A 24257-nucleotide genomic window follows, 5' to 3' on the forward strand; every position below is an offset into this window, starting at 1 on the left:
TCTCCTTCCCGGCGAGCCCGTGCATCCTCTTTCGCACCGTACCGCTGCTCCCCCACACGTCGCTCCGGGCTGAGTCACGCCTGCCTCCCCACCGGCCGGGCCAGGACAAGCCCCCTGCTCACCGAGGCGTCATGAAGAGAACGAGTTGGATGACGGTCGTCACCGCGATGACGGCCATCTCCCTCAGCGCTGCGATACCGGCCCAGGCGTCCGCGCCACCGAGCCCCCCGACAGCCGCTGAAGCCACCCCCGCCACCATCGATCCGCCGCTCTACGACAAGACCGCGAACGGCGGAAAGGTCCGCGTCAACGTCCTCACCAAGCAGCGTGCGGACCTGTCCGCCGCGGCCGATACCGGTAAGACGGTGCAGACCTTCGAGACCCTGCCGTTGGTCACGGTCAAGGTGGACCAGGCCGGCCTGGAAAAACTGGCCGCCCAGAGCAACGTGGTCAGTGTCACCGAGGACACTCCGGTGCCGCCGTCACTGAACGAGAGCGTGCCCCTCATCGGCGGAACCTCACCCGCCGCTGCGGGGCTGACCGGAGCGGGCAGTGCGATCGCCGTCCTGGACACGGGAGTTGCCACCCATCACCCCTTCCTCAAGGGACGGGTCGTCGCCGAGGCGTGCTTCTCACCGATCGACGCCGACTACTCCGCCACCAGTCTGTGCCCCAACGGCACCGAGGAGCAGGAGGGCACCGGCTCGGCCGACTCCGAGACCGGGCCGTGCGCGACCATCACCGAATGCGACCACGGAACCCACGTGGCCGGTATCGCCGCGGGCAACGGTGAGGGCATCACCGGAGCCCCGGCTCGCGGTGTCGCCCCCGGTGCCGACATCGTCGCCATCCAGGTCTTCAGCGAGTTCACCTCGGAGGACTACTGCGGAGCCGGCGCCGCACCGTGTGTCCTGAGCTTCACCAGCGCCCAGCTCTCGGCGCTCGAGAAGGTGTGGGAACTCAAGCAGTCCGGGATCCCGCTCGTCGCGGCCAACCTCAGCCTCGGCAGCGGCCGGTACACCACCGCCTGTGAGGACGACCCGCACCAGGCGGTGATCGATCAGCTGCTCGACGCGGGTGTCGCCACCGTCGTCGCGGCCGGGAACAATGGATACACCGACGCGGTCAGCTCGCCCGCCTGCGTCTCCTCCGCTCTCGCGGTCGGTGCCACGACCGACGACGATGAACTGGCTGCCTTCACCAACCGCGGCCCGCTGGTCGACGTCTTCGCTCCCGGCACCAGCATCGTCTCCTCCGTCCCCGGCGGCGGATACGCCTCCAAAGCCGGCACCTCCATGGCCGCCCCGCACGTGGCCGGTGCCCTCGCGGTCCTTCGGCAGGCGTTCCCCACCAGAAGCATCGAGTCCCTCGAAGCGCTGTTGAAGACTACGGGAAAGCCCATCACCTATACCGGCGCCAGCACCCCCCGCATCGACATCGGCCAGGCACTCAGCCACAGGTCGGACAAGCCCGGTGACTTCAACGGCGACGGCAGGTCCGACGCCGCCTACCTGTACGACTACGGAGCCAACTCCGACGGCACCAGCCACTCCGCCCTGTGGCTGCAGACCTCGAACGGCAGCGGCTTCAACAACCCGGTGAAGCAGTGGGATTCGGGCACCGGGTCCTGGAACTGGAGCCTCAGCAAGACCCTCTCCGGTGACTTCAACGGCGACGGCAATTCCGACGCCGCCGTCCTGTACAAGTACGCCGACACCTCCGACGGACGTGGTCACTCGGCTCTGTGGACCTTCACCTCCACCGGCACCGACTTCAACAACCCGGTCAAGGTCTGGGACTCGGGCACCGGCGACTGGGACTGGGACAACAGCGAACTGGTGGCCGGTGACTTCAACGGTGACGGCAAGTCGGACGTTGGCGCTCTGTACAAGTACGCCAACACTTCCGACGGGCGCGGTCACTCGGCTCTGTGGACCTTCACCTCCACCGGCGCCGGCTTCAACAAGCCCGTCAAGCTCTGGGATTCGGGTACCGGTTCCTGGACGGCGGACAACAGCAAGCTCGTGGCCGGTGACTTCAACGGTGACGGCAAGTCGGACGTAGGTGCTCTGTACAAGTACGCGGACACTTCCGACGGGCGCGGTCACTCGGCTCTGTGGACCTTCACCTCCACCGGCGCCGGCTTCAACAAGCCCGTCAAGCTCTGGGACTCCGACACCGGCGACTGGCACTGGGACAACAGCGAACTGGTGGCCGGTGACTTCAACGGTGACGGCAAGTCGGACGTAGGTGCTCTGTACAAGTACGCCAACACCTCCGACGGGCGTGGTCACTCGGCCTTGTGGACCTTCACCTCCAATGGTGCCGGCTTCAACAAGCCCGTCAAGCTCTGGGATTCGGGTACCGGTTCCTGGACGGCGGACAACAGCAAGCTCGTGGCCGGTGACTTCAACGGTGACGGCAAGTCGGACGTAGGCGCTCTGTACAAGTACGCCAACACCTCCGACGGGCGCGGTCACTCCGCCCTGTGGACCTTCACCTCCACGGGCACCGACTTCAACAACCCCGTCAAGGTCTGGGACTCGGGCACCGGCTCCTGGACCTGGGACCGGACCAAAACCACCTGATCCCCGACACGATCACCTGACAGGGCACACCTGAAACACAAAGGCCGGGTGGCGGAACACACCGCCACCCGGCAGTGTGTGTTGAGGCTCCACAAACCGGGAGCCAGTCATAGGCTTGTCCCGTAAAGGTCTTCAGGGTTCGGCGGTGGGCTATCCCATGACCGCTCGGGCCGCGTCGAGCTTGTCCCGACGAGCGGCGGCGTCCTGCACGGACGGCGTGAGGGCCGGAGCGTCACCGCCCCGGCCCCTGTCCGTTCTGCCCGCTCTACGGCTCGGTGCCCCAGACGAGGGCGCCCGACACGTACACGGTCACCTTGGCCGCATCCGCGTAGGAGGTGTTGGCGCCCCGGCTGTAGTCGTTCGACTCGTCGAAGTTCGACCAGTCCGACTTGGCCATGCGCAGCTGCAGATCACCGCTGTCCGCTCCGGCCGCCAGCGAACCGGAGTTGAAGCCCACCTCCAGGTAGTGGTCCGCGCCCGTGCGGCTCGGGGAAACGGCGCTCACCGAAGTCTTCACCGTGGAACAGCCGAGCTGCGCCCAGTCGCAGAAGGTCTGGTAGCCGGCGGAGGAGGACTCCCCGGTGAACCAGTAGCGGATGGTCACCTTGGACAGGTCGACGGCGCCGGAACCGCCGTTGACGAGCTTGAGGCCGGGCCTGATCCCGTTGTCACCGGTGGAGGAGTCGTTGTTCTTGTACTGCGCCTTGAGGCCCGGGGTGCCGCCTCCTCCACCCGATGCCTTGGTGGTGGCGGACACCGCCGCGGACGAGGCCGAGACGTTGCCGGCCGCGTCCTTGGCCTTGACGGTGTACGTGTAGGTGGTGGAGGCGGCGAGCGCGCTGTCGGTGTAGGACGTGGTGGTGGCGCTGCCGACCTTGGTGCCGTCGCGGTAGACGTCGTATCCGGTGACCGCGGTGTTGTCCGTGGACGCGCTCCAGCTCAGGGTGGCGCTGTTGCTCGTCGTGGAGCTGACCGCCAGACCGCCGGGAACGGTCGGGGCCTGCGTGTCACCGCCACCGCCACCCGATCCGCTCAAGGGCGGGTTGGCGTTGGCGAGCAGTTGACGGAACTGGGCGGAGAACCAGTGCCCGGCGAGCGGGGAGTTGGCCAGTGCTCCGGTGAGGTTGTTCCCGTTGCGCCCGTTCCCGGTGTACGTGGGGTCGCACATCCGGTCGAAGCCCTTGCCCTCGTCGTTGTCGACGGCCTGGCTGGCCCCGTCGGACTCGCCCGGCGGCTTGGCCCACACATAGGCGTCGATTCCGGTGTCGGGTGCGGTCGCCGGGCGCTCGCCGAGACCTGCCCCGCTCTGGTTGCACCAGTTTCCGGCGTGGATGCGCCGGTCGATGCGACCGCCGTCCACGTAGGCGTCGACGCTGGTCGTCGGGCCGGGACCGGTCGGCCGGGCCGAACCGCCCCAGCCGTTGCGCGAGGTGTCGATGAGCATGCCGATGCCGGCGTCGAAGCCCTGCGCGACGAGCGCGGTGCGCAGGCCCTGTGCGTACGAGCTCTCGTCGTCGTACTGGTTCCAGTCGATCCATTTCGACTGGCGCACCGTCTGCCCGTTGACCGTGTCCGTCACCTTGACGTACGGCTCTTTGGTGGCGGAGTAGTTCGCGGTGTTCACGATGAAGCCCGTCACATCGTTCACGGTGGCGCCGTTGGTGGTGGCGGCCTTCTTGAACTCCTGGGCCGACGGCGTGAGGTTGCTGTCCCAGCCGAGCCAGCCGTGGTGGCCGGCGTCGATGTAGTTGTAGGCGTTGGGCAGAGCGCCGAGCTTGTGGAGGGCGTAACCGACGCCCTTCTCGTAGTTGCCGTTCGCCTTCATGGTGGCGCACTGGGTCGTGGAGCCGGCGGTGCCGCCCGCGTTGGTCACGAGGTTGGGCAGCGAGTCGGGCTCGATGAGGTTGACTATCCGCAGGCTCGCGTAGGCCGGGTCGGCGAGGATCGCCGCGATCGGGTCGATGTAATTGCTCTGGTAGGTGGCCAGGTCGTCGGGACCGAGTTCGCCGTTGGAGGCGAGGGCCGCACAGTCCCGTCCCGGAAGGTCGTAGATGACCAACTGGACGAGGTTGGCGCCCTGCGCCTTGGCCGCGTCGAGGTGCGCCTTCAGGCCACGGGCGTCGGCGGTGCCCTGGATCGCGGCCATCCGGTCCAGCCAGACGAAGGTGGGCTGGTCGGAGACGGCCGAACCGCCCGGCTCGGCTGCCGCCTTGGCCGACCAGTCGGGATTCACGTAGGCCTTCGCGCCGACGTAGGGATTGTCGAGTTTGGCGGCCGCGGTCGCGGTGGTCGGAAGGGTGGCGACGGACAGGGCTCCGAGGAGGGCACCGACGGCCAGAGCGGCGGTCCGCTTCGGTCCGCTTCGGCGCACGGTGGAGTCGGGTCTACGGGAAGGCATCGGCCATCTCCTGGGGAGAGCAGGCGGGTACGGTCGGCGTGCGGGGTCGCCGGGCGGCCACCCGGTGTGCCGCGGCTCGGGCACACCGGACGGAACTCCGCCGGACGGGCGTTGCGTTCAGACATGACGAAGGTGCGACCGGGTGCGTCGCGCAAGCTGGAGCTGGAGGGCCGCCGAACATGAGCGAGCCGCGGCGTCGTCCGGACGTGGACCGGCATCTTGCCGGTGCGCGTGAACGGTGCACGGTCACTGATGTGACGGCGGGGACAGGGACTGCGGGTGGGAGCGCTCCCAAGGTGCGACGTTTGGCCTTCGGATGTCAACACTCGTGCAAAAGATGGGTTGCTGACGCTCCGTCACGTATCGAGCCCGTGGCGTGCTCGCTCGCGGGCCGCGCGGTTGCAGGCCGGGTCGCGGCGGGCGTGAAGGCGTGGGGGATACGGGGAGCTTCCCGCGGAGAATCCGGAAGGCGGGGGCGCCTCCGCGGCCGCAGCGGCGCGGGCGTGGCCCGAACGGAGCGTTCTCACGGTCGACAACCCCACGGAGGGGCAATCGCCGCGTGAGGTATTGACGCGAACACGCTTAGTGGCTTCCATGTGCGCAGTCCGGCTTCGACGAGCCGGCCGTCGGGAGCGGGACACTCCTGCCGGTCCGCGGGAGCCGCCATGCCGGATGCCCATCCGCCTGCCCGCCCGGAAACGCGCGCCCAAGAATGGGAGCGCTCCCACCCGGAGAGGACCCCCCCACCATGCGTCACCCACCCTCATTTCGCGTCCGGCGCACCCTGGTTGCGCTCCTCACCGCGGCCCTCGCGGCCCTCGTTCCGCTCACCGTGGCGGTGCCCGCGCAGGCGGCCGCCGCCTCGTCCCCGGCGCCCGCGGCAGCCGCGTCGGGCGCCGGATACTGGCACACCGAGGGCCGCCGGATCCTTGACGCGCAGAACCAGCCGGTGCGCATGGCGGGCATCAACTGGTTCGGGTTCGAGACGTCCAACTACGTTGCGCACGGCCTCTGGTCGCGTGACTACAAGTCGATGATCGACCAGATGAAGACCCTGGGCTACAACACCATCCGCCTGCCCTACAGCGACGACATCTTCAAGGGCACCCAGCCCAACGGCATCACCTACGCCAACGGTCTGAACTCCGACCTGCAAGGCCTCAACTCGCTCCAGGTGATGGACAAGATCGTCGGCTACGCGGGCTCGATCGGCCTCAAGGTCGTACTCGACCGTCACCGGCCCGACTCCTCGGCCCAGTCGGCGCTCTGGTACACCTCCGCCGTACCCGAGGCGACCTGGATCGCCGACCTCAAGGCCCTGGCGACGCGGTACCAGGGCAACACCGCCGTGATTGGCATCGACCTGCACAACGAGCCGCACGATCCCGCCTGCTGGGGATGTGGGGACACCAGTACCGACTGGCGGCTCGCGGCGGAGCGGGCCGGCAACGCGGTCCTGTCCGTCAACCCCAGCCTGCTGATCTTCGTCGAGGGCGTCCAGACGGTGAACGGTCAGAGCACCTGGTGGGGCGGCAATCTCGCCGGCGTCGCCGCCGCGCCGGTGCGACTGAGTGTCGCCAACCGCCTGGTCTACTCGGCCCACGACTACGCCACCAGCGTCGCGCAGCAACCGTGGTTCAGCGACCCGTCGTTCCCGGCGAACATGCCGGCCGTCTGGGACAAGTACTGGGGCTACATCTTCAAACAGAACATCGCCCCCGTCTGGCTCGGCGAGTTCGGCACCACCCTCCAGTCGACGGTCGACCAGAAGTGGCTCGCGGCGCTCGTCGACTACCTGCGCCCCACCAGCACATACGGGGCCGACAGCTTCAACTGGACCTTCTGGTCGTGGAATCCGAACTCCGGCGACACGGGAGGCATCCTCAAGGACGACTGGCAGACCGTGGACACCGTGAAGGACGGCTACCTGGCATCCGTCAAGGCCCCGGGCTTCACCGGAGGTGGGACGGGCGGAGACTCGACCGCGCCCTCGGCACCGACCGGACTGGCCGTGACCGGTAGCACCGCGGCGAGTGTGTCCCTGTCGTGGAAAGCCTCCACGGACGACACCGGGGTGACCGGTTACGACGTCTACCGTGGCACCGCCAAGGCGGGTGAGGCCACAGGCACGTCCTTCACCGACACGGGCCTCACCGCGGGGACCCGCTACGACTACACCGTGCGGGCTCGCGACGCGGCAGGCAACACCTCCGCGGCCTCCGCGTCGGTCAGCGCGACGACCACCGGCACCGGGGGCGGCTCCAGCGGATGCACCGCCACCTACAAGGTGAGCAGCGACTGGGGCAGTGGATTCAACGCCGACGTCACGGTCACCAACACGGGCTCCTCGACGACCAGGTCGTGGCAGGTCACGTGGGAGTGGCCGGGCAGCCAGACCATCTCCGCGATGTGGAACGCCTCCTACAGCCAGGTGGGCAGGACGGTGACCGCGAACAACGCCGACCACAACGGCGCCATCGCGGCCGGCGCCTCGACCGGCTTCGGGTTCGGCGCGGCACCAGGGGGCGCCGGTACGCCGGTCCTGAGCTGCCGAGCCGGATAGCGAGATTGCCCGGGGCCGTCTCGGCCGGACCGCAGCACGCCGCACGGTGCGGCAGACGACATGGTCAGCCTCTCCGTGCGGCGGCACGCGGCCGAAGCGGGACACGACGTCCTCCCCGCCTTCGGGACGGACAGCGCCGTCTTGCATCCGCCGGACGGAGAGGAACCCAGCCCTCCACACCACCGAGTCACCCGTCGGAAATCGTGGTGGGTCAACCCCTGACGGACTCGCGACTCGTGTCCTGCGCCAGTGCTCACCGGCGATACATCGAAGAGCCTCACCGGCTGAGGTGCTGCCCTTCGATGTACCCGGCCTCAGTTCGCGCAGGATCTGGAGCCACCCGTGTGCGGGATACCGGCGATCCGCTCACACCGGGGATCGCCGGTATCCCAGAACAAGCAAGCTGCAAAGAGGACTTGTCCGGGACGGGGAAAGAGGGGGCTTCTGCCGGGGGGCGTGAGCCTCCTCCCTCTTATGCCAGGGCGAATTTCTGGGCGCTGGAGCTGTTGCAGTCCCAGATCTGGAGGCGTGTGCCGTTCGCGGTGGCGCCCGACGGTGAGTCGATGCACCGGCCGGTGGCCGGGTTGGACATCGAGCCATCGGCGTTGGCGACCCAGTTCTGGTAGGCACCGCCGTTGCAGCCGGCCAACTGGAGCTTTGTGCCTGCCGCGTTGACACCGCCTGCGATGTCCAGGCACTTGCCCAGCGTGCGCAGGGTCTGACCGTTCCACGTCCACTTCTGGTCGAGGGAGGTCGCCTGCTGGCAGTCCCACAGCTGGACCGCGGTGCCGTCACCGCCGGTGTCGTCACCTGCCACGTCCACGCACTTGCCGCCCGGTCCGTAGATCGGGGTACCGATGGCGAAGTTCTGGGCGCCGGAGCTGTTGCAGTCCCAGATCTGGAGGCGTGTGCCGTTCGCGGTGGCGCCCGACGGCGAGTCGATGCACCGGCCGCTGGCCGGGTTCCTCAGCGAACCGTCGGTCTGCCGCACCCATGCCTGGTAGCCGCCGCTGTTGCACGTGGCGAGCTGCAACTTTGTACCCGCGGCGCTGTTGCCACCGGCGATGTCCAGGCATTTGCCGAGGGTCTGGAGGGTCTGGCCGCTCCAGGTCCAGTGCTGGTCCTTGGCCGCCGACTGGCAGTCCCACAGCTGCACCGCGGTGCCGTCGCCGCCGGTGTCGTCACCAGCCACATCGACACACTTGCCGCCGGGTCCGGTGATCGTCTGGCCGGTCGACGAACCGCCGCCGCCACCCCCGGAGCCAGGCCCCTTGTTGTAGACGGCCACCGAGTCGACGACCAGTTTGCCGCCGGAGACCGTCGACGCGTTCGGGCCCCCACCGAAGGCGTCCGGGAAGCCGCCGCCGATAGCCAGGTCGTAGATGATGAAGAAGGGGTGGTCGACCGCGTCGGACCAGGTCGTCGCGTCCACCTGGTTGGCGTTGACGGTGAAGAAGTTGTTCCCGTCGAGGTAGAACCTGATCTGCTCCGGCGACACCGAGCGGTCGATCTCCGCCGCGTAGTCGTGGAAGCCGGTCTGGCAGCCGGCACAGGCGCGTTCACCCGAGCCGATGCCGGTCGACTCGTTGCACGGCCCGCCCGGGTTCACGCCGCAGTGGAGGGTGCTGAAGTCGGAGCTGCGGCCGTTGATGTCCTCCATGATGTCGATCTCGCCGGACTTCGGCCAGGTCACACCGTCGCGCAGCGGTGCGCCGAGCATCCAGAACGCCGGCCAGTAGCCCGCGCCGTTGGCGGTGGTGACGTTGGGCTGCTGGAGGACTGACTCGATACGTACGACTCCGCCGGCCGGGGCGCCGAAGGCCGCCGACTGGGTCTCCACGCGCCCGGAGGTCCATCCGCCCCGCGGGTCGGAACCGGAGTGCAGCGCCTGGAGCACCAGATGCCCCTGGCCGTCGTAAGAGACGTTCGAGGTGCTGTTGGTCATGGTCTCGATCTCACCGGTGCCGAAATTGCTGCCCGGCCCGGTGTCGTACTTCCACAGGCTCTGGTCGATGCCGGTGCCGGACGCACCGTTGAAGTCGTCGCTCCAGGTGAGCGTGAAGCCCGACGGCGTCGGGGGCACTGCCGCTTCGGCGTTCAGCGTCCCGGTGACGGTGGCCGCCACCGTCACCACGACGACGGGAATCAGGGTCAGCGCTCTCTTCCATCCGCGGCGTCGTGATCTTGCAGAGGATAATTGCATATGTCCGACCTTCGAAGAAAAGGCGTGATCGTGTCCGTCCGCTACGCCGCCCCGGCGCTCTCCATCAACGGTGAGCAGTGCACACGCACTTGATGATCTGGATGACGACGAACAGGCGAGGACCGGCACCTGGGCTGCCGTGGACAGGCAGGCCCACAGCGGGCGGCCGGGCTCCCGCCCCTTGAACAGCGGACGCACCATCAGCGCAGGTGACGGCTGGCGGGTGTTGAGCCGTGTGGAGTTCTGTGCGGGGGCGACGCTATTGGACCGGACCAATGCCGTCAAGGCTGTGCGACGGACCTCGACTTGGAGGAACCGATCTCCGTGGCTCTGTCCTCGGAGGGCGGTTCATGCGTCCTTGAGTCGCTCTGTGACCGCCTGATGCTGTGAGGCTCGGCAGTTGGGTGCTGCGTCGGCAGGATCCGATGTTTCCGCCGACCTTGTGCCGGATGACCTGCGGAAACGCGTGGCACCCCCCACCGTTGCCTCCTCGTCCGCGCAGGAGGCATCGGTATCCCGGACGGTTGCCTGCGGACGACCGGGCTGCACTGCGAGGCATGGTGTACGTGCTGTGCGAGAGCGTGAGCCGGCGAGACGTGCCTGCGGAGCAGGTCGGTTGCCCAGCCGCAGCAAGTCATTCGGCCGCTCTCGGCAAGTTCTCGTTGCAGCCGAAGCCTGTTGCGGTGGCCGAGACGTCCTGAGCCACCGACCTCCATGAGCTCCACAGCCTTGAGACCGCCGTCAGCTGGACTTCAACCGCTACGTGGAGCGGCTCATCATCGACGACACCACCGGTGCCCGTGCCGCCGGCACGGCGGCCGCCCAGCGGATCATCGATGCGCATGGCAGCTTCCCCGACGACTTGGAGCGGCAGCTCGACGCCCCGTACGCCAACCCGCGGCCCGGCACCGCCGCGTGATCCTGCACGTCGACGAATCCTGGATGCTCGAAGTCGCGGAATGGGCCAGGGCACCGCGACCCGGCTCCCAGGATCGCGGTACGTGAGTCTGGAGAGCTGCTCGACAGGTGTCGCCTGATCGAGCTTCTGTCGCTTGAAGTCCTGGCGTGCGTAGCTGAGTTGGCGGGGCGACGGTCGAGCGCTGCACACCGCTCGCTAGCATCTCTTCGCATGACGAGGCGGGGGTGGCGGCTGGGTGCCGTGGCGGTGCTGGCGGCGGTCTGTGTCTCCGGTCCAGGACGACCGGAGGTCATCCGTACGGTGTCGGACCTCGGCCCCCTGCCTGCCGACCGCTACGACTACACGCCGCAGGACTACCAGCGATCACAGCGGGCATCGGCGTTGCTGGTCCGGCAGTGCATGGCGGGGCGCGGTCACCCGGACTTCCCGCTCGACCCCCGCTACCCCGGCGACCCCGTCGTCGCCACCGCAGTCGGCACCGACTACGGCGTCCTGGATCTCGGCACCGCCCGCCGCTGGGGCTACGGCTGGGATCCGGCAAAGTCTCTGGCCCTGCGGCCGATGGGCCGCCGGATGACCAACGCCGAGTACGCGGACCTCCCCGCCTGCAGCGCCGAGGCGAGCCGGCGGCTGCTGCGCGGCATCGACCTCAAGCGGGACTGGCTCTACGCAAGCACACGGGCGATCGAGGTCGACAAGGCGGTCAAGCGCGACCCGCGCCTCCGCGCGGCCTGGGATGTGTGGTCCCGTTGTGTCGCAGAACAAGGATTCACGCGCTATCCCGACCCCGTCGCGGCGTACACGGACACCGCCTGGAAGCGGGACAGCGACGGCAACACCCGGCATGCGCAGCGGGAGCGGGCCACCGCCGTCGCGGACGTCACCTGCAAGCGCCGTCACCATACGGCCGAGCTCTGGCACACCGTACGGGCGCATAAGCAGGCCGTGGACATCACACGGCACCGCGACCGCTACGCCGCCGGGCTGCAGGCGCTGCGGACGTACCGGGCCACCATCGCCGAGGTGCTGCAAAAGCTCGGCTAGCGGAGCCCCGACGCAACACTGCGAGTCCCGTGAGAGCCGATGCCGCGCAGCCGACCGACCTTGCGGCCCGCCTGTTCCGTCACCCCAGCACCGCATTTCGTCGGTTCCCCCCGTCCGGCTGGAGGCAGTGGCCTTCGCCGACCTGCATCGGGTCGACGGAGGCCAGCGGCACGAATCCTCGTCGTGCAGACGGTCCAGCATGTACTCGCGAACGTCATCGCGCACGGCGTCGGCATCCCACTCTGCCCGGCCGAGCAGGTGCTGCAGGCCGTGTGGGCCGGCCTGTGCGCCGCATGGCGATCGTCCAGCAGTTCTTGCGGGGCGAGTCCGACAGCAGGACCAGGACCAAGTCCCTCGCCTGGCCCCGGGGTTCGATGCGCGTGAACCGGCCGGCTCCGGCTCATCAGGACCTCGAACATCGCCTGCCAGTGGGCAGCGTCTACGCGGTACCCCGCAGTCGCCGCAAGATCATTGGTCTTCACACTCGGATGACCAGCGGTGGCCGCACCACTCTCGCGTCCGGTCGCGGAGAACCCGCGGGCCGACTTCCGGGCCGACTGGCAGGCTGGCGCCCATGGACACGCCCCTGAACCCCAGGCAACGACTCACCGCACTCCCTTACTGCACCGCCCTGAGCGGGGAGGACTTCGCCGGCGCGGACCTGGTCTCTACGAGGACGTCACAGTTGCGATTCACCCGATGCTCGTTCAAGGGAGCCGACCTACGTCACGCCGGCCTCGACGGCTGCTCGTTCATGTTCTGCGATCTGAGCCGTGCAGACCTGCGGGGAGCCTCACTACGCGGAGCGAGCCTGTCCGGCTGCGATCTCCGCGACGCCGATCTGCGCGGTGCTGATCTCACCTACGCCACGTTCGGCCAAGTGAACACCGGTCGACCACCGCACGGCCTCACCAACATCACCGGAGCCCGGCTCGACGGAGCGATCCTGCGCAACGTCCAACACGATGACGTCATCGGTTGGTAGTCCGCGGTGGACAACATCGCTGCCGCGATCCTGGGCGGTTGCCGGTACCGGACCGAGTCGCTCTGGCTGGCATCGTCTACGTGCTGCGGAAGGGCGTCGCGTGGTGGGATGTTTTTGCTCAGGTCGTCGGCTGCGCAGCGGTGACCAGCCGGCGTCGGCCTCGGGACCGGACCGAGGCCGGTGTCCGGCCCCGCCGCCTCCACACGCTCCCTTCGGTGAATTGGGCGCATTGGGACGGCTCGCGATGGACGACAAGCACCGCCGTCCGTTGAGGACGCCCGGCACCGACTCCGGTCCAACGCCGTATGTCAGTCTCCGCTGTCCCCAGGAGCTGCCGACTGCTGCACCGCCCCCTGCACCGCTGTTTTGAAGCTCTCCTCGAGAACGCTCAGCGAAATCTTCTCACCGGATGCTCGGACCGTGAAAGGCTGCTCACCGGGCTTCGTCACCGTCACCTCCACCGACCGCTTTTGATCCCGTTCCAGCCAGACCTTGATCAGGTTGACGACGGCGGAGCCTGCACGGGATGAAGTGAAGAGGATCGCCAGTTCGGTCAGCGCACCCTTCTGGCCTGTGACCGGAGTCGAGCGCTCCTCGATGAGGAGACCGGCAACGTCCTCAGCGTGTTCTCGGAACTCGGTCTGAGCCTGCTCGACCAGCGGATGATCGGGATCGATCCCCTCCACCGTCAACTGAACAACCACTTCAATGCTCGACATGTACTCGAACCCTCTTCCCCTCGCCGAGCGAGTACGCTGAGCCGATCCTAGGGGGGTGGGAGCGCTATGTACCGGGCTTTGCTGGTATGCAACGCGGTCTTTCCGCTGGAGCCAACGAGGCTGCCAAGACTTAACGGGCCGGTACGAGACGGGTTGGCGATGTGGTCCGCGCTCACGGATCCTGAGACGGGACTCTTCGTACCCGAGAACGTGGAAGTCGTGTTCGATGGGGACAAGGACGAGATCTCCAGAACGACCGAGCGGTTCTTCAGTGGTTGCAACCCCGACGACGTGCTTCTTTTCTACTACAGCGGACACGGAAAGAAGGGGCGATCGAACGTTCACCTCTGTGCACGCAACACGGCACTCCATGAACTGAGGTCGACCAGTTTCTCGGGCGAGGACCTCACGGAGATGCTGGACACCTCTCCAGCACGCAGCCGTATCGTCATCCTCGACTGCTGCCACTCCGGTGCCTTCAAGGGAGTTGCTCCGAAGGTCACGCCCGAAATGCTTGACGGCAACGGTAAAGGGCGATTCGTCATTACGGCTTCCGGTGCCACCGAGCTTGCGCGCGACGCGGAAAGGGCGGACAGTCCGAGTCCTTTCACCCGCGCGCTTGTCGAAGCACTGAGAGAAGCGTCGCCGAGGCCGCATACAGCATCAGTCGCGGTGAGGGACGTATACAACCACACTCTGGAGACCATTCCGGAAGGCGTACCGCTGCCTCAGGCGTCACTCAAGGGAGTGGGAGACGAGATCATCGCCAAGCGTCCTGTCCGTCGGACTGACGAGACAGGCGCGGAAATGGAGCGGGAACGACACGACTCTCCAAGGGAGTCGGCATCATATCTGTCGAAGAAGCTGGCACACCGGTTCCCCAGCATCGTCCCCGGCAACGCCCAGGTGGAAGGCCCATCGTTGGGAGATCGGTCGCCCTGGAGAATGGCCCTGGTCGCGAGCCTGCTGGTGGGATTGTTTTCCTGGCTCGCCTGGAGAGCTTGGATCAATGATCCTGCGACGTACGGCTATTTAACCGTGTACGAGGACGAGGAACCATTTTTTCAGGTCTGCGGTCTCACGGCGCTTCTCTACGCCCTCACTTGTGGCGGAGAATCCCTGACCTCCCAGACCTCACGGCTGCGCAGTGCCCTGAGGAGTGTCCGGTACCTCCTCGGAGTCGCATTCGGCCTCTTGTGGACTTTCTCGGCGTTCGCCGTGCACGTGGGCTCCTGGGAACTGACCTTGTTGCAGAGCACCATGGGATTCCTCTTCATCGCGACAATCATGCGTCAGGCCCACGACGTAATGTTCCTCGCCGGTACGGTGGTGTCGCTGATAGGGGCGTTCACGTCGCCCGAGGATCTCGGATTCGACACATTCGACGGACTGCCGGTGGTCCAATGGCTGATCAGTGCCGCCATGCTGTGGTTCTGGTCCCGGCGCGCCCTGGACTGGGAACTCGGCGCCGTCAGCGCTCTGACGCTGCTTCCAGCTGTGATGAGCTTCGCAATTCACGGCGACTTTCCGGTATTGAGCATGTACGGTGCCGGCCTTGCGCTGGTGAGCGCCGCGCTCGGCGACGGCACCCGGCCGGCGCAGGGCGTACCCTCTCTGGCTTGCCGCACGCTCCTCATGCTTCCCGGCGCCGTCGTGGACGCTCTTGAGCGACCGTTGCGCAACCTCGACCGCCGGAGCACCTGACGCGTGGTGACGCCTGACCGCCGTCGGCGCCGCAGACGGTCGGACCTCAGTCGCGGCGTTGATCTCCCGAAAGGGTAGGCCCGGTCACGCAGGGACGGGACGATCGATGCCGCGGACGGCGTGAAGAAACGCGCGTACGTCGGGTTGCTTCCGCCGTGAGCTCAGATCCGTGGCGAGTCGGTGGATGTAGACCTGCGCGCGCCCGGATGGCGGCCCTACGTCCTCGGTACCGTCGAGGGTACGACGTGGACGCCTCGCACCACGACCTGCGCATGCCCCAACCCGCGAGCCGGATCATGGAGATGATCGCCCGCAGGCTGGCGCAGTGACCGGGAGGATTCAGTGCTCGCAGAGCGAGAATTCTCGTTCGTAGAGCTGCTCGTTGTGTTCGTCGACGAAGAACTTGCGTTCCTGCATGAGTTGTTCGCGGTAGGCCTTGGCCTGTTCAAGCGTCATGGTCGAGGCGTCGGACCAGGGTTGTTGTGGTGGCACGTCGGATGTCGAGGTGATCTCTTCCGATGGGTCGACCAGGAAGAAGGCGAGAATCTTGCGATGTCCCGGGCGGGTGTGGTCCGTGAGGCGGAATGAGCCGACGCGGTGTTGCAGGATGTTCGGGAACGCCAGGCAGCGGCCCGCTGGGGTCGATGCCGATCCCAGCAGCTGGTTCAGTGCGTCTTCGTCCTCCAGGCCGTAGACCTCGCGCAGCCCGTTGTCGTCATTCTGTTCGTAGTTCGGGTCGTCGAGTGCGGCCCGGAAGCTCAGCCGACTTTCGGTGATGTTCTCGCTGTCCCAGTAGTAGATGCCGGTCGAGACGATCCGCTCGTTCAACATCCCCTCGACATGCCAGGAACCGCCGGGGTACTCGGGCTTGTCCGGGGTGAGATGAATGGTGGCGAGCTTGACGATGACCTGGAGACGGCGACCGCGCAGGTCGACTCGGGCGGATTCGTCAGGCAACTCGGGCCGGGTGAAGGCCGGGGCGTCCGGGATGGTCGGGCGGCGGGTCTCCCACCAGAGGTCATGGGCCTCTTCCCATGCACGGAAGGCTTCTTCGTAGGCCTCACCATCACTGTAGGAGGACTTGTCCGGATACTCCGGCTCCCGCGACTCGTACCACCCGTAAGGATTGGCCTCGATCCGCAAGGGTCGCGGATGGCGCAGATCGGTGAGCACGTTCTCCAGCAGCGGGCGCATGCGTGCGAACAAGTCCGGCAGGACGGAGGCGAGTTCGCGATGAGTCTCGGGGTGGACGTTGTTGACGTACGAACGGAAGGTGACATCGCCGTCGTCACGGACGTCGACGTCCGTGGGGAGCCACTGGAATTTCTCCGAGAACTCGTACTTCGAGTAGCGGTTCGTCGGGTTCTGCCATGCCCGCTCGGGCTCGCCGCTCACCCCTCTCACCAGACAGAACAGTGAGGGATGAACCAGATCCAGTACCTGGCCGTCGGATCCGGGATGCCAGTCCCGTTCTGCTTCGGGCACCTGTTCCAGAACCCGAACCGCCTCGCGCAGCCGGGATCTGAGCTTGTCGTCGACCAGTGTGTCCGACTGCCACACCCCGTCGACGGCGGACACCTCGACGCCGGTTCGGCCGTCCCGCAGCGCGGCGTAATGCGCGAGTTCGGCAAGCACGTACGAAACTTGCGCTTCGGTGAGGCCCTGGGCGACCGCCTCATGCGTCCACCTGGCCACGATGTCGGCATCGTTCATCTTGTCGAACCACGTCGGCTTCGCCCGAATGTGTGCGCTGCACTGCATCATCTGAAGTTCCCGCAGCGTTCGCGGTGTCGCGAACGATATGGAACGGGCAGCATGAAAGGGCAGTGGGAAAGCAGCCAGGCCAGTCAATTCTCTCGGTCCTCCCAGTCGGTGTGCGGTGGCGGGAAGGATACTTCAGCAGACTGACACCGCGGCCGTGGCCCCTGTCGTCGCTGGTCCGGGAGCCAGGGCCTCGACTTGGTCGCGTGATGCCCGGACTGCCGCCACCACAAGGCAGTTTCACCCCTGCCGCAGAGGATGAAATTCGTTCAGGGACCAAATAGGGCCGACGAGTTCATCCATGGATTCTGAAAGAAGTGGGTCGTATTTCTTGCCTGCCCCCGGGTCCCGGGCCCCCGGGGTCGCGGAGACCGTCTGGCACCGACACGGATCGGAAGTCGGGCTCAGGACAAAGGGGGAAGGATCTTCGACATCGGAGGTTTGGCGATCCTGGGGCTGACACCGTAGTCCTTTGCTTCAGTACGGAGAAGCGCGGATGGCAGGCTGCGATGGTGCCGGGCCCGTGGTCAGGCGGTGGGCACTCAGATGGGGAAGCTGCGGGCATGTGCGGCTGAGCCGGGCGCTGGAACTCGATCTTGTGCGCTTGTGGTGCGGTCGTTGGAACCCTGCCCCACCCTGATGCGCTTCGCGTCGGCCAAGACGACCCAGGAGCCCAGGCGGAACTGTCCCGCCACATCCCTCGGCTGACGTGGAATCAGTTCACCAGTGACGACAGAGCCGCCGACACCCGTTCGGATGCCTCCGGCGGGGTCGAGGCGTGCGGGGAGAAGCGGAGCGAGTCGGCGCGGACCGTCGGGGTGACGCCCTCGGCGTGCAGCGCCTTCGCGACGACGGTCGGATCGTGGTCCGGCATGGTGAAGGAGAGGATGCCCGCGCGCCGGGTCGGGTCGGCGGGGGAGAGGACGCGGCCGCCGTGTTCCGTGACGGTCTCGGTGAGTTCGGCGATCCGTTCGGCGACGGCGGCCTCGATCGCCGTGACGGTGTGCTGCTCGACGAGGTCCAGCGCGGCCGCGAACGCTGCTGCCGTCACCGGGCTGAGGTTGGTGATCGACCATCGTTGCGCGTCCGGCGCGGGCGGATGTTCCGTACCGTCGAAGAGGCCGACGTCCTCCACGCCCGTCCAGCCGGTGAGGACCGGTTCGAGGGACTCCAGCGCGCGATCGGACAGGGCGGCGAAGCCGGTGGCCCAGCCCGATCGCAGCCACTTCTGACCGCCCGCCACCACTACGTCGGCCGCGTCCCAGGCCATCTCGGTCACACCGAACGCCTGGATGGCGTCCACGATCAGCAGTCGGTCGGGTCCGATCGCCTCACGCAGTGCCGCCAGGTCGGCGCGGAAGCCGGTGCGGAAGTCCACGGCGCTGACGGACACGGCGACGACGTCGTCGGTCAGTGCGGCACGGACCAGGTCGGGGGTGACCCCGCTGCCGGGCGCCGGATCGAGCCAGCACGGTGTGGCCCGGCCCAGGTCGGCGGTTCGGCGCCACGGATAGTGGTTGGCAGGGAAGTCGGTGCGCGGTGCGAGGACCACGCCCTCTCTGATGCCGAGGGCTGCGTGGAACAGGCCGGTGGACGCGTTCGGGAGCAGCACGGTGTGCCGGCGGTCGGTGCCCGCGAGGCGCGCGGCCGTGTCCCGGGCGAGCGCTTCCGCGCGCATCAGGCCGTCCACGGTGGTGTGATCGGCGCGGGCGGACTCCTCCATGGCCCGCGTGGTGGCGGCCACGGCGTCCCGCGACGGGGGACCGAACCGTGCGAAGTCGAGGTACCCGGCGGGCGTGTCGAAGTGGGCTGCGTACGACGTGATCACGGGGCTCGTCCTTCCGGGACGGTGCGGGTCGGGACGGGTCGGTCAGGGTTGGCCGGGGCGGTCGGGGTCGGTCGGGTATGACAGCGGATCCGTCTGGTGAGCGGTGCCGCGGGGGTGACGGACCGGCACGCCGGCGTACTGTTTTTCGTCGTCCTGGGCGTGTCTCACCCGCCTGCACGGTACGCGCCGTACTCCGCTACGACCGGCCCGGGGTGCGCCCGGGGTGTCGGTCCGTGTACCACCCGGGGTGTCGGCCCGCATGGCGAACGGGACGGCCGGGCACCCCTGGAGGGGTGCCCGGCCGTCCCGTTCGCCGACGCCGATACCGACGCGGCCTGCGATGAAGCCGGGGCTCAGTGTCCCGCGGATTCCTCGGGGCGCGCGTGGCGCGGCAGGAGGAACGCGAGCAGGAAGGTCAGGGCGAGCATGCCGGCGACGATCCAGAGCACCGTCTGCATGACGGAGCCGAAACCGCTCCGGAAGGCCGACGACGCGGTGTCCTGCAGCGCGGCGGATATCCGGGCGCCGGCCTGGGGCGAGGTCGCGGCCGACCGGGTGTCCTTCTCCAGGCGCGCGCAGGACGCCGGGGTCGCGGCAGGATCCTTGGCGACAGCGCGGTCCGAGGTGCACGTCCGCAGATCCGCCACGATGCGCTCCTGAGCCGCGGGCGCGAGGTGCGCGGCGGTCAACTGCTCCCGCAGGCCGTCGGCGCGGTGGTCGACGGCGGTGGCGATCCCGCCGCCCAGCAGGCCGAAGAACACGGTGCCGAGGATGGCCACGCCGAAGGCGCCGCCGAGCTGCTGCACCGCGGTCATCGTGCCGGACGCCGAACCGGTCTCGTGCTGTTCGACGCTGGCGAGCACGATGTCGAAGAACGGCGCCATGAGCAGGCCCATTCCGATGCCCGTGACGAGCAGCGACGGCAGGAGCTGCCAGGGGCCGACGCCGCCGCCCACCATGTCGAGGGTCAGCCAAACGCCGAACACGCCGACCGCCATGACCAGCGTGCCCGCCTGAAGGACGGCCCGTCCGAACTTGGTGACGCCCTGAGCGAGCCCGAAGCCGACGATCATGCCGCCCGACCAGGGCACCATCACCAGGCCTGCCTTGAGCGGCGCGTAGCCGAGGCCGATCTGGGTGTAGAGGTTGAACACCAGCATGAAGCCCTGCATGGCCGAGAAGAAGACCAGTCCGAGGATCATGCCGCCGCTGAAGCCGCGCTTGCGGAAGAGGCTGGGGACGACCAGAGGGTCCCGGCCTGCTTTGCTGCGGCTCGACTCGTACCGCCCGAAGACGACGAAGACGATCACCGAGGCGCCCATCATCACGAACGTCCACACCGGCCAGTCGTACTCACGGCCCTGCACCAGCGGGAAGATGATGAGCAGAGCGGCCAGTGCGACCAGGAGCATGCCGAGGATGTCGAGCTGTGGCTTGGTTTCGGACCGGCCCTTCGGCAGGTAGCGCACGGCGCCGAGGATCGCCGCGGCACCCAGCGGCAGGTTGATCAGGAAGATCATGCGCCAGCCGGTGCCGAAGTAGTCGGCGTCCACGAGCCAGCCCGCCAGGATCGGCCCGCACACCGCGGACAGACCCATGACCGGGCCGAACATGCCGAAGGCCTTCTGCGACTCCTTCGGCGGGAACATCTCCTTGATCATGCCGAGGCCCTGGGGCAGCATCACCGCGCCGAACAGGCCCTGTACGACCCGCGCGCCGATCAGCATCCCGGGCGACACGGACACCGCGCACAGCAGCGAACCCAGGGTGAAGCCGGCGGCTCCGACCAGGAACATCGTGCGGCGCCCGTGAATGTCCCCGAGCCGCCCTCCGGTGACGAGCCCGATGGCCATCGAGAGGGTGTAGGCGGCCGCGAGCCACTGCAGGGTGGACGCGCCGCCACCGAGGTCGGCTCGCATGGAGGGCCCGGCGATGTTCGTGACGACGGCGTCGAGGAGGTCCATCACCTCGGCCGCGAGGATCACGAACAGCGCAGCCCAGCGCCACCGGTAGGGCGCTGGTGAGTCGATGGGCGTCTCGGCGGACGCGACACCGGTGGTGGACATCGGAACTCCTCGTGAAGAGGCCGCGCCGGGTGACGACCCGCGGGCGCGGTGGGGCGGATGGGTGTGACTGCCCGGCTTGCCGTCACGGAGGGAGATGAAGGATGGAGAAGGATCAGACGCCGGAGAACGCTGTTCACCTTAACAGAACAGTGCTCATTAAGAGAACGGCGTTCATTAAGATATAGCGCAACTCGACGGCGTGGACAAGATATATCGCGTTGAGGCGGAGTGAACGCCGCTCTCCGAGAGAGAACACTGCTCTCCCGGCGCCTAGACTGTCCTCATGAGCGACGCGGCCGCCGGCACCCCCGCACAACCTCCGCCGTCCCCCTGGGAGCGCGAGCGTTCCGTTCGCGCCCGGGTCGCCCCCGCACGGGCGCCGCTGTCGCGCGAACGCATCGTCGAGGCCGCGTTCACCGTGCTGGACCGGTCAGGGCTCGACGGGCTGTCCATGCGCCAGGTGGCCGCCGAACTGGGGGTCACGGTCTCCGCCCTCTACGCCTACATCAGCTCCAAGGACGACCTCCTGGAGCTGATGTACACCCGCCTCTTCGACAGCTTCACGATGCCCGAACCCGACCCCGAGCGGTGGCGGGAGCAGGTGCGCGAGTACGCCCGTTCCTGGCGACGGCGCCTGCTGTCCCATCGGGACATGGCCAGGATCTCCATGGCCCATGTCCCCTTCACCGCCGAACTGCTGCCGCACGTCGAGTCGTTGCTCGCCGTCTTCCGCACCGCCGGACTGCCCGACCGCATCGCGGCGGAGGCCGGTGACCTCATCTCCACCTACATCGACGGGTTCGTGCTGGAGGAGGGCATGTGGCAGGACCGGGCCGCCCAGCACACCGGCGACGGTTCCTCCCTGGCCCGCCCCGACTGGCGTGAGATGGCCGACGACATGCAGAACTACTTCGCGTCCCTGCCCGAAGCGGACTTCCCCCACCTGCGCGCCCTGTCCGGGGTGATGGTGACGGACTCCTCCGACGAGAGGTTCGACATCGGTCTGGAGATCATGCTGCGCGGCCTGGCGAGCTATCTGCCGGACCCGGAGGCCTGAGGGAGCAGGGACGCTTGCCCGGCTCCGGGCTCCGGCCAACTGGCAGGCTCCGGCCACCTGTCCGGTTCTGGACACCGGCCGATCTGTGACACCGTCCCGCGTCCCGCGTCCCGCGTCCCGCGTCCCGCGTCCCGCGTCCCGCGTCCCGCGTCCCGCGTCCCGCGTCCCGCGTCCCGCTCGCGGCGGCCCTGGCTCGCGGCCACGGCAGGGCGCTGCGGACCTCCCGCCGCTCTCGCCTCAGTTGTTCCAGCTCTCGTCGTAGGGATCGCGCGGTGTCGGGACCGGCCTCGCCGAGCTCACGTCGAGGAACGGGATGATGCCGCCGTTGACCGGGTCCTTCGTGCGCTTGCCGGTGTAGCCGCCGGTGACCTCGAGCCAGGTGTCGGGCCGCAGGACGGGCGGAATCCGCCCGGACAGGCCGATCTTGACCGGCTGGGCGTCGGCAGCACAGCAGTTGAGCGCCATGCGGACGAGATAGGGCGTGCCGGCCCGGTCGAGTGCGACGAAGCCGGTGATCTTGATCTGCCGGCCGCCGAGGGAGCGTCCGTGGTCGTACGCCGCCCGGCCCGCGTAGTCGACCAGGCCGAGAGTGACCGGGTCGCCGGCGGGCAGCTTGGAGTAGCCGAAGGGCGCCTGGAGCGCCGTACCGGCGCGCATCGCGCTGTAGGAGCCGAGGGCGGGCGGGGCTACCAGGATGAGTGCGAGCAGCGGGAGGACGAGGAGCCAGGAGACACGTGGTTCGCGATGCCCGTGCCCATGGCCGTCTCCGTGTCCATGGCTGTCCGTGTGCCCGTCTGCGTGCTCGTCCCTGTGCCGGTCCGAGTGCTCGTCCCCGTGCCAGGACGCGCGCTCGTGCTCGCCCGTGCGGCCGTGCGCGTCCGCGCCGGTGTCCGTGTCGGCGTGTGCGTCACGGATCTCCCGCTCGGGCGCCCGCGCTCCGTCACGCCGGTCGCCGGGGCGGTCGGCGGAAGCCTTCCGGTGCTCGCGTATCTCGTACCAGACCGTGGCGAGGGCCGTGACGATCAGCACCACGCCGGCCGCGAGCAGCAGGGGCCGCAACCCGGCCTTGACGTACCGCAGATAGAGGTCGGTGACGCTCGCGTGCAGCACTGCCGCGCCGATGAGGAAGAGCACGGCCGCCTGTGCCTGCCGGTTCACAGGAGCACCGCCCCGATCAGTACGGACATGAGGATCGCGAGGGCGAAGGTGGTGGGCGCGAACCGTACCGCGAAGCCGCGGCCGAATGTGCCGACCTGCATGGCGAAGAGCTTCAGGTCGATCATCGGTCCGACGACGAGGAACGCCAGCCGGGCGGTGAGCGAGAACTGGGTCAGTGAGGAGACCACGAACGCGTCGGCCTCGGAGCAGATCGACAGCAGTACGGCCAGGATCGCCAGGGCCAGGATCGACACGACCGGATTCCCGGCCGCGGCGTGCAGCCAGCTCGCCGGTACGACCGACTTGAGCGTGGCCGCGGCCATCGCGCCCAGTACGAGGAATCCGCCCGCGTGCATCACGTCGTGCCGCACCGACCCCCAGAACGCCGCCCCCTTGCCGAGGCCGTCGTGTGCGGGGCGGGCCGGCGGACGCAGCCAGTCGGTGCGGCCGAGACGCTGCCACAGCCAGCCCATCACGCAGGCCACGAGGAGACTCGCGACGAAGCGGGCCAGAACCATCTCCGGGTTCCGGGGGAAGGCGACGGCGGTGGCGGTCAGCACGATCGGGTTGATCGCCGGGGCGGACAGCAGGAACGCCAGGGCCGCTGCCGGAGTGACACCGCGCCGCACCAGCGCCCCGGCGACCGGCACGGAGGCGCATTCGCAGCCGGGCAGGATCGCCCCGGCCATCCCGGCGACCGGCACTGCGAGCGCCGGCCGTTTCGGCAGTGCGCGGGCGAAGAACGACGGCGGGACGAACACCGCGATGACCGCGGACAGCAGCACACCGAGCACGAGGAAGGGCAGGGCCTGGACCACCACCGCGACGAACACGGTCATCCAGCTCTGCATCACCGGCGCGGACAGCGCTCCGCGGATCGGCCCCTGCGATGCGATGACCAGCAGCAGGAGCATGGTCAGGGCGAGCGGGGAGTTGAAGTTCCAGCCCTTACGGCCCTGGCGGTCGTCCTCGTCCTGCCGGTGAACCGGAGGCGGGGCTTCCTCGGTGATGGTCACGCTTGAGCTACCTCCGGTCGGGGAGGGGCGCGGCTGCCGTTGCCCTTCCGCCTTGAATACGCCGGCTCGGCCACAGCTTCTCACCGGGCGTCGGCGGGATTGCCTGCGCCCGGGGGATTCTTGACCTTCGCCGGACCGGGGGAGTCGGCTCACGCCCCTCGGCCGTCGTGAGTGGCTGGGCCATCTTCCACCGGACACGTCCGGACGGCGCAAGCGGGTGGGTCCCGGCGTGGCCGTCGTCCCGCCGG

The 24257-nt window shown here is 68.2% G+C and carries 15 protein-coding genes and 1 pseudogene; 7 read left to right on the forward strand and 9 right to left on the reverse strand.

Features of this window, described 5'->3' with window-relative positions:
• Window positions 1-131: 131 nt before the first annotated feature.
• On the forward strand, window positions 132-2588 hold the full coding sequence (locus tag N4G66_RS24835; RefSeq protein WP_261706398.1) for a S8 family serine peptidase: 2457 nt from the start codon (window positions 132-134) through the stop codon (window positions 2586-2588).
• A gap of 265 nt (window positions 2589-2853) precedes the next feature.
• On the opposite strand, the gene N4G66_RS24840 is transcribed toward N4G66_RS24835, so the two are convergent.
• Window positions 2854-4986: a glycoside hydrolase family 6 protein gene (locus tag N4G66_RS24840; RefSeq protein WP_261706399.1), complete on the reverse strand. Its 2133-nt coding sequence runs from the start codon at window positions 4984-4986 to the stop codon at window positions 2854-2856.
• Window positions 4987-5734: 748 nt separating this feature from the next.
• Here N4G66_RS24840 and N4G66_RS24845 point away from each other — a divergent pair.
• The gene (locus N4G66_RS24845; RefSeq protein WP_261706400.1) at window positions 5735-7549 is read left to right on the forward strand and encodes a cellulase family glycosylhydrolase; all 1815 of its coding nucleotides are present in this window, start codon (window positions 5735-5737) and stop codon (window positions 7547-7549) included.
• Between the two features lie 472 nt (window positions 7550-8021).
• On the opposite strand, the gene N4G66_RS24850 is transcribed toward N4G66_RS24845, so the two are convergent.
• Window positions 8022-9680, reverse strand: coding sequence for a ricin-type beta-trefoil lectin domain protein (locus N4G66_RS24850; protein WP_261706401.1), 1659 nt, complete (start codon window positions 9678-9680; stop codon window positions 8022-8024).
• 835 nt (window positions 9681-10515) lie between these two features.
• Between N4G66_RS24850 and N4G66_RS24855 the strand changes: the two genes are divergently transcribed.
• Together N4G66_RS24855 and N4G66_RS24860 are read left to right on the forward strand one after the other, a co-directional pair.
• Complete coding sequence (locus tag N4G66_RS24855) at window positions 10516-10671, forward strand: hypothetical protein (RefSeq protein WP_261706402.1); 156 nt, start codon at window positions 10516-10518, stop codon at window positions 10669-10671.
• Window positions 10672-10881: 210 nt separating this feature from the next.
• Entirely contained in the window at window positions 10882-11715 is an 834-nt protein-coding gene (locus N4G66_RS24860; protein ID WP_261706403.1) for a hypothetical protein, read from the forward strand.
• A gap of 171 nt (window positions 11716-11886) precedes the next feature.
• On the opposite strand, the pseudogene N4G66_RS24865 reads toward N4G66_RS24860, so the two are convergent.
• A pseudogene (locus N4G66_RS24865) lies at window positions 11887-12091 on the reverse strand (IS701 family transposase); the annotation flags it as partial.
• A gap of 198 nt (window positions 12092-12289) precedes the next feature.
• On the opposite strand from N4G66_RS24865, the gene N4G66_RS24870 reads away from it, so the two are divergent.
• The gene (locus N4G66_RS24870; protein WP_261706404.1) at window positions 12290-12700 is read left to right on the forward strand and encodes a pentapeptide repeat-containing protein; all 411 of its coding nucleotides are present in this window, start codon (window positions 12290-12292) and stop codon (window positions 12698-12700) included.
• A 308-nt stretch (window positions 12701-13008) separates the two neighbouring features.
• On the opposite strand, the gene N4G66_RS24880 is transcribed toward N4G66_RS24870, so the two are convergent.
• On the reverse strand, window positions 13009-13419 hold the full coding sequence (locus N4G66_RS24880) for an effector-associated constant component EACC1 (RefSeq protein ID WP_261706405.1): 411 nt from the start codon (window positions 13417-13419) through the stop codon (window positions 13009-13011).
• Window positions 13420-13485: 66 nt separating this feature from the next.
• On the opposite strand from N4G66_RS24880, the gene N4G66_RS24885 reads away from it, so the two are divergent.
• Window positions 13486-15123, forward strand: coding sequence for a caspase family protein (locus tag N4G66_RS24885; protein ID WP_261706406.1), 1638 nt, complete (start codon window positions 13486-13488; stop codon window positions 15121-15123).
• Window positions 15124-15462: 339 nt separating this feature from the next.
• On the opposite strand, the gene N4G66_RS24890 is transcribed toward N4G66_RS24885, so the two are convergent.
• The 3 genes from N4G66_RS24890 to N4G66_RS24900 all read right to left on the reverse strand — a co-directional run bounded on the left by N4G66_RS24890 (window position 15463) and on the right by N4G66_RS24900 (window position 20778).
• Entirely contained in the window at window positions 15463-16974 is a 1512-nt protein-coding gene (locus N4G66_RS24890; protein ID WP_261706407.1) for a DUF4246 domain-containing protein, read from the reverse strand.
• Window positions 16975-17599: 625 nt separating this feature from the next.
• Entirely contained in the window at window positions 17600-18712 is a 1113-nt protein-coding gene (locus N4G66_RS24895; RefSeq protein WP_261706408.1) for an aminotransferase class V-fold PLP-dependent enzyme, read from the reverse strand.
• Window positions 18713-19065: 353 nt separating this feature from the next.
• Window positions 19066-20778 (reverse strand): MFS transporter, encoded by a 1713-nt coding sequence (locus tag N4G66_RS24900; RefSeq protein ID WP_261706409.1) that lies wholly within the window; start codon window positions 20776-20778, stop codon window positions 19066-19068.
• A gap of 283 nt (window positions 20779-21061) precedes the next feature.
• Here N4G66_RS24900 and N4G66_RS24905 point away from each other — a divergent pair, with 283 nt between their 5' ends.
• The gene (locus tag N4G66_RS24905) at window positions 21062-21835 is read left to right on the forward strand and encodes a TetR/AcrR family transcriptional regulator (protein WP_261706410.1); all 774 of its coding nucleotides are present in this window, start codon (window positions 21062-21064) and stop codon (window positions 21833-21835) included.
• 237 nt (window positions 21836-22072) lie between these two features.
• On the opposite strand, the gene N4G66_RS24910 is transcribed toward N4G66_RS24905, so the two are convergent.
• Window positions 22073-22993, reverse strand: coding sequence for a TIGR03943 family putative permease subunit (locus N4G66_RS24910; protein WP_261706411.1), 921 nt, complete (start codon window positions 22991-22993; stop codon window positions 22073-22075).
• Window positions 22990-24009, reverse strand: coding sequence for a permease (locus N4G66_RS24915; RefSeq protein ID WP_261706412.1), 1020 nt, complete (start codon window positions 24007-24009; stop codon window positions 22990-22992). Before N4G66_RS24915 ends, N4G66_RS24910 begins: the two co-directional genes overlap by 4 nt.
• Window positions 24010-24257: the final 248 nt, after the last annotated feature.

The sequence above is a fragment of the Streptomyces rhizosphaerihabitans genome, from assembly GCF_025399795.1.
GTDB lineage: Bacteria > Actinomycetota > Actinomycetes > Streptomycetales > Streptomycetaceae > Streptomyces > Streptomyces rhizosphaerihabitans.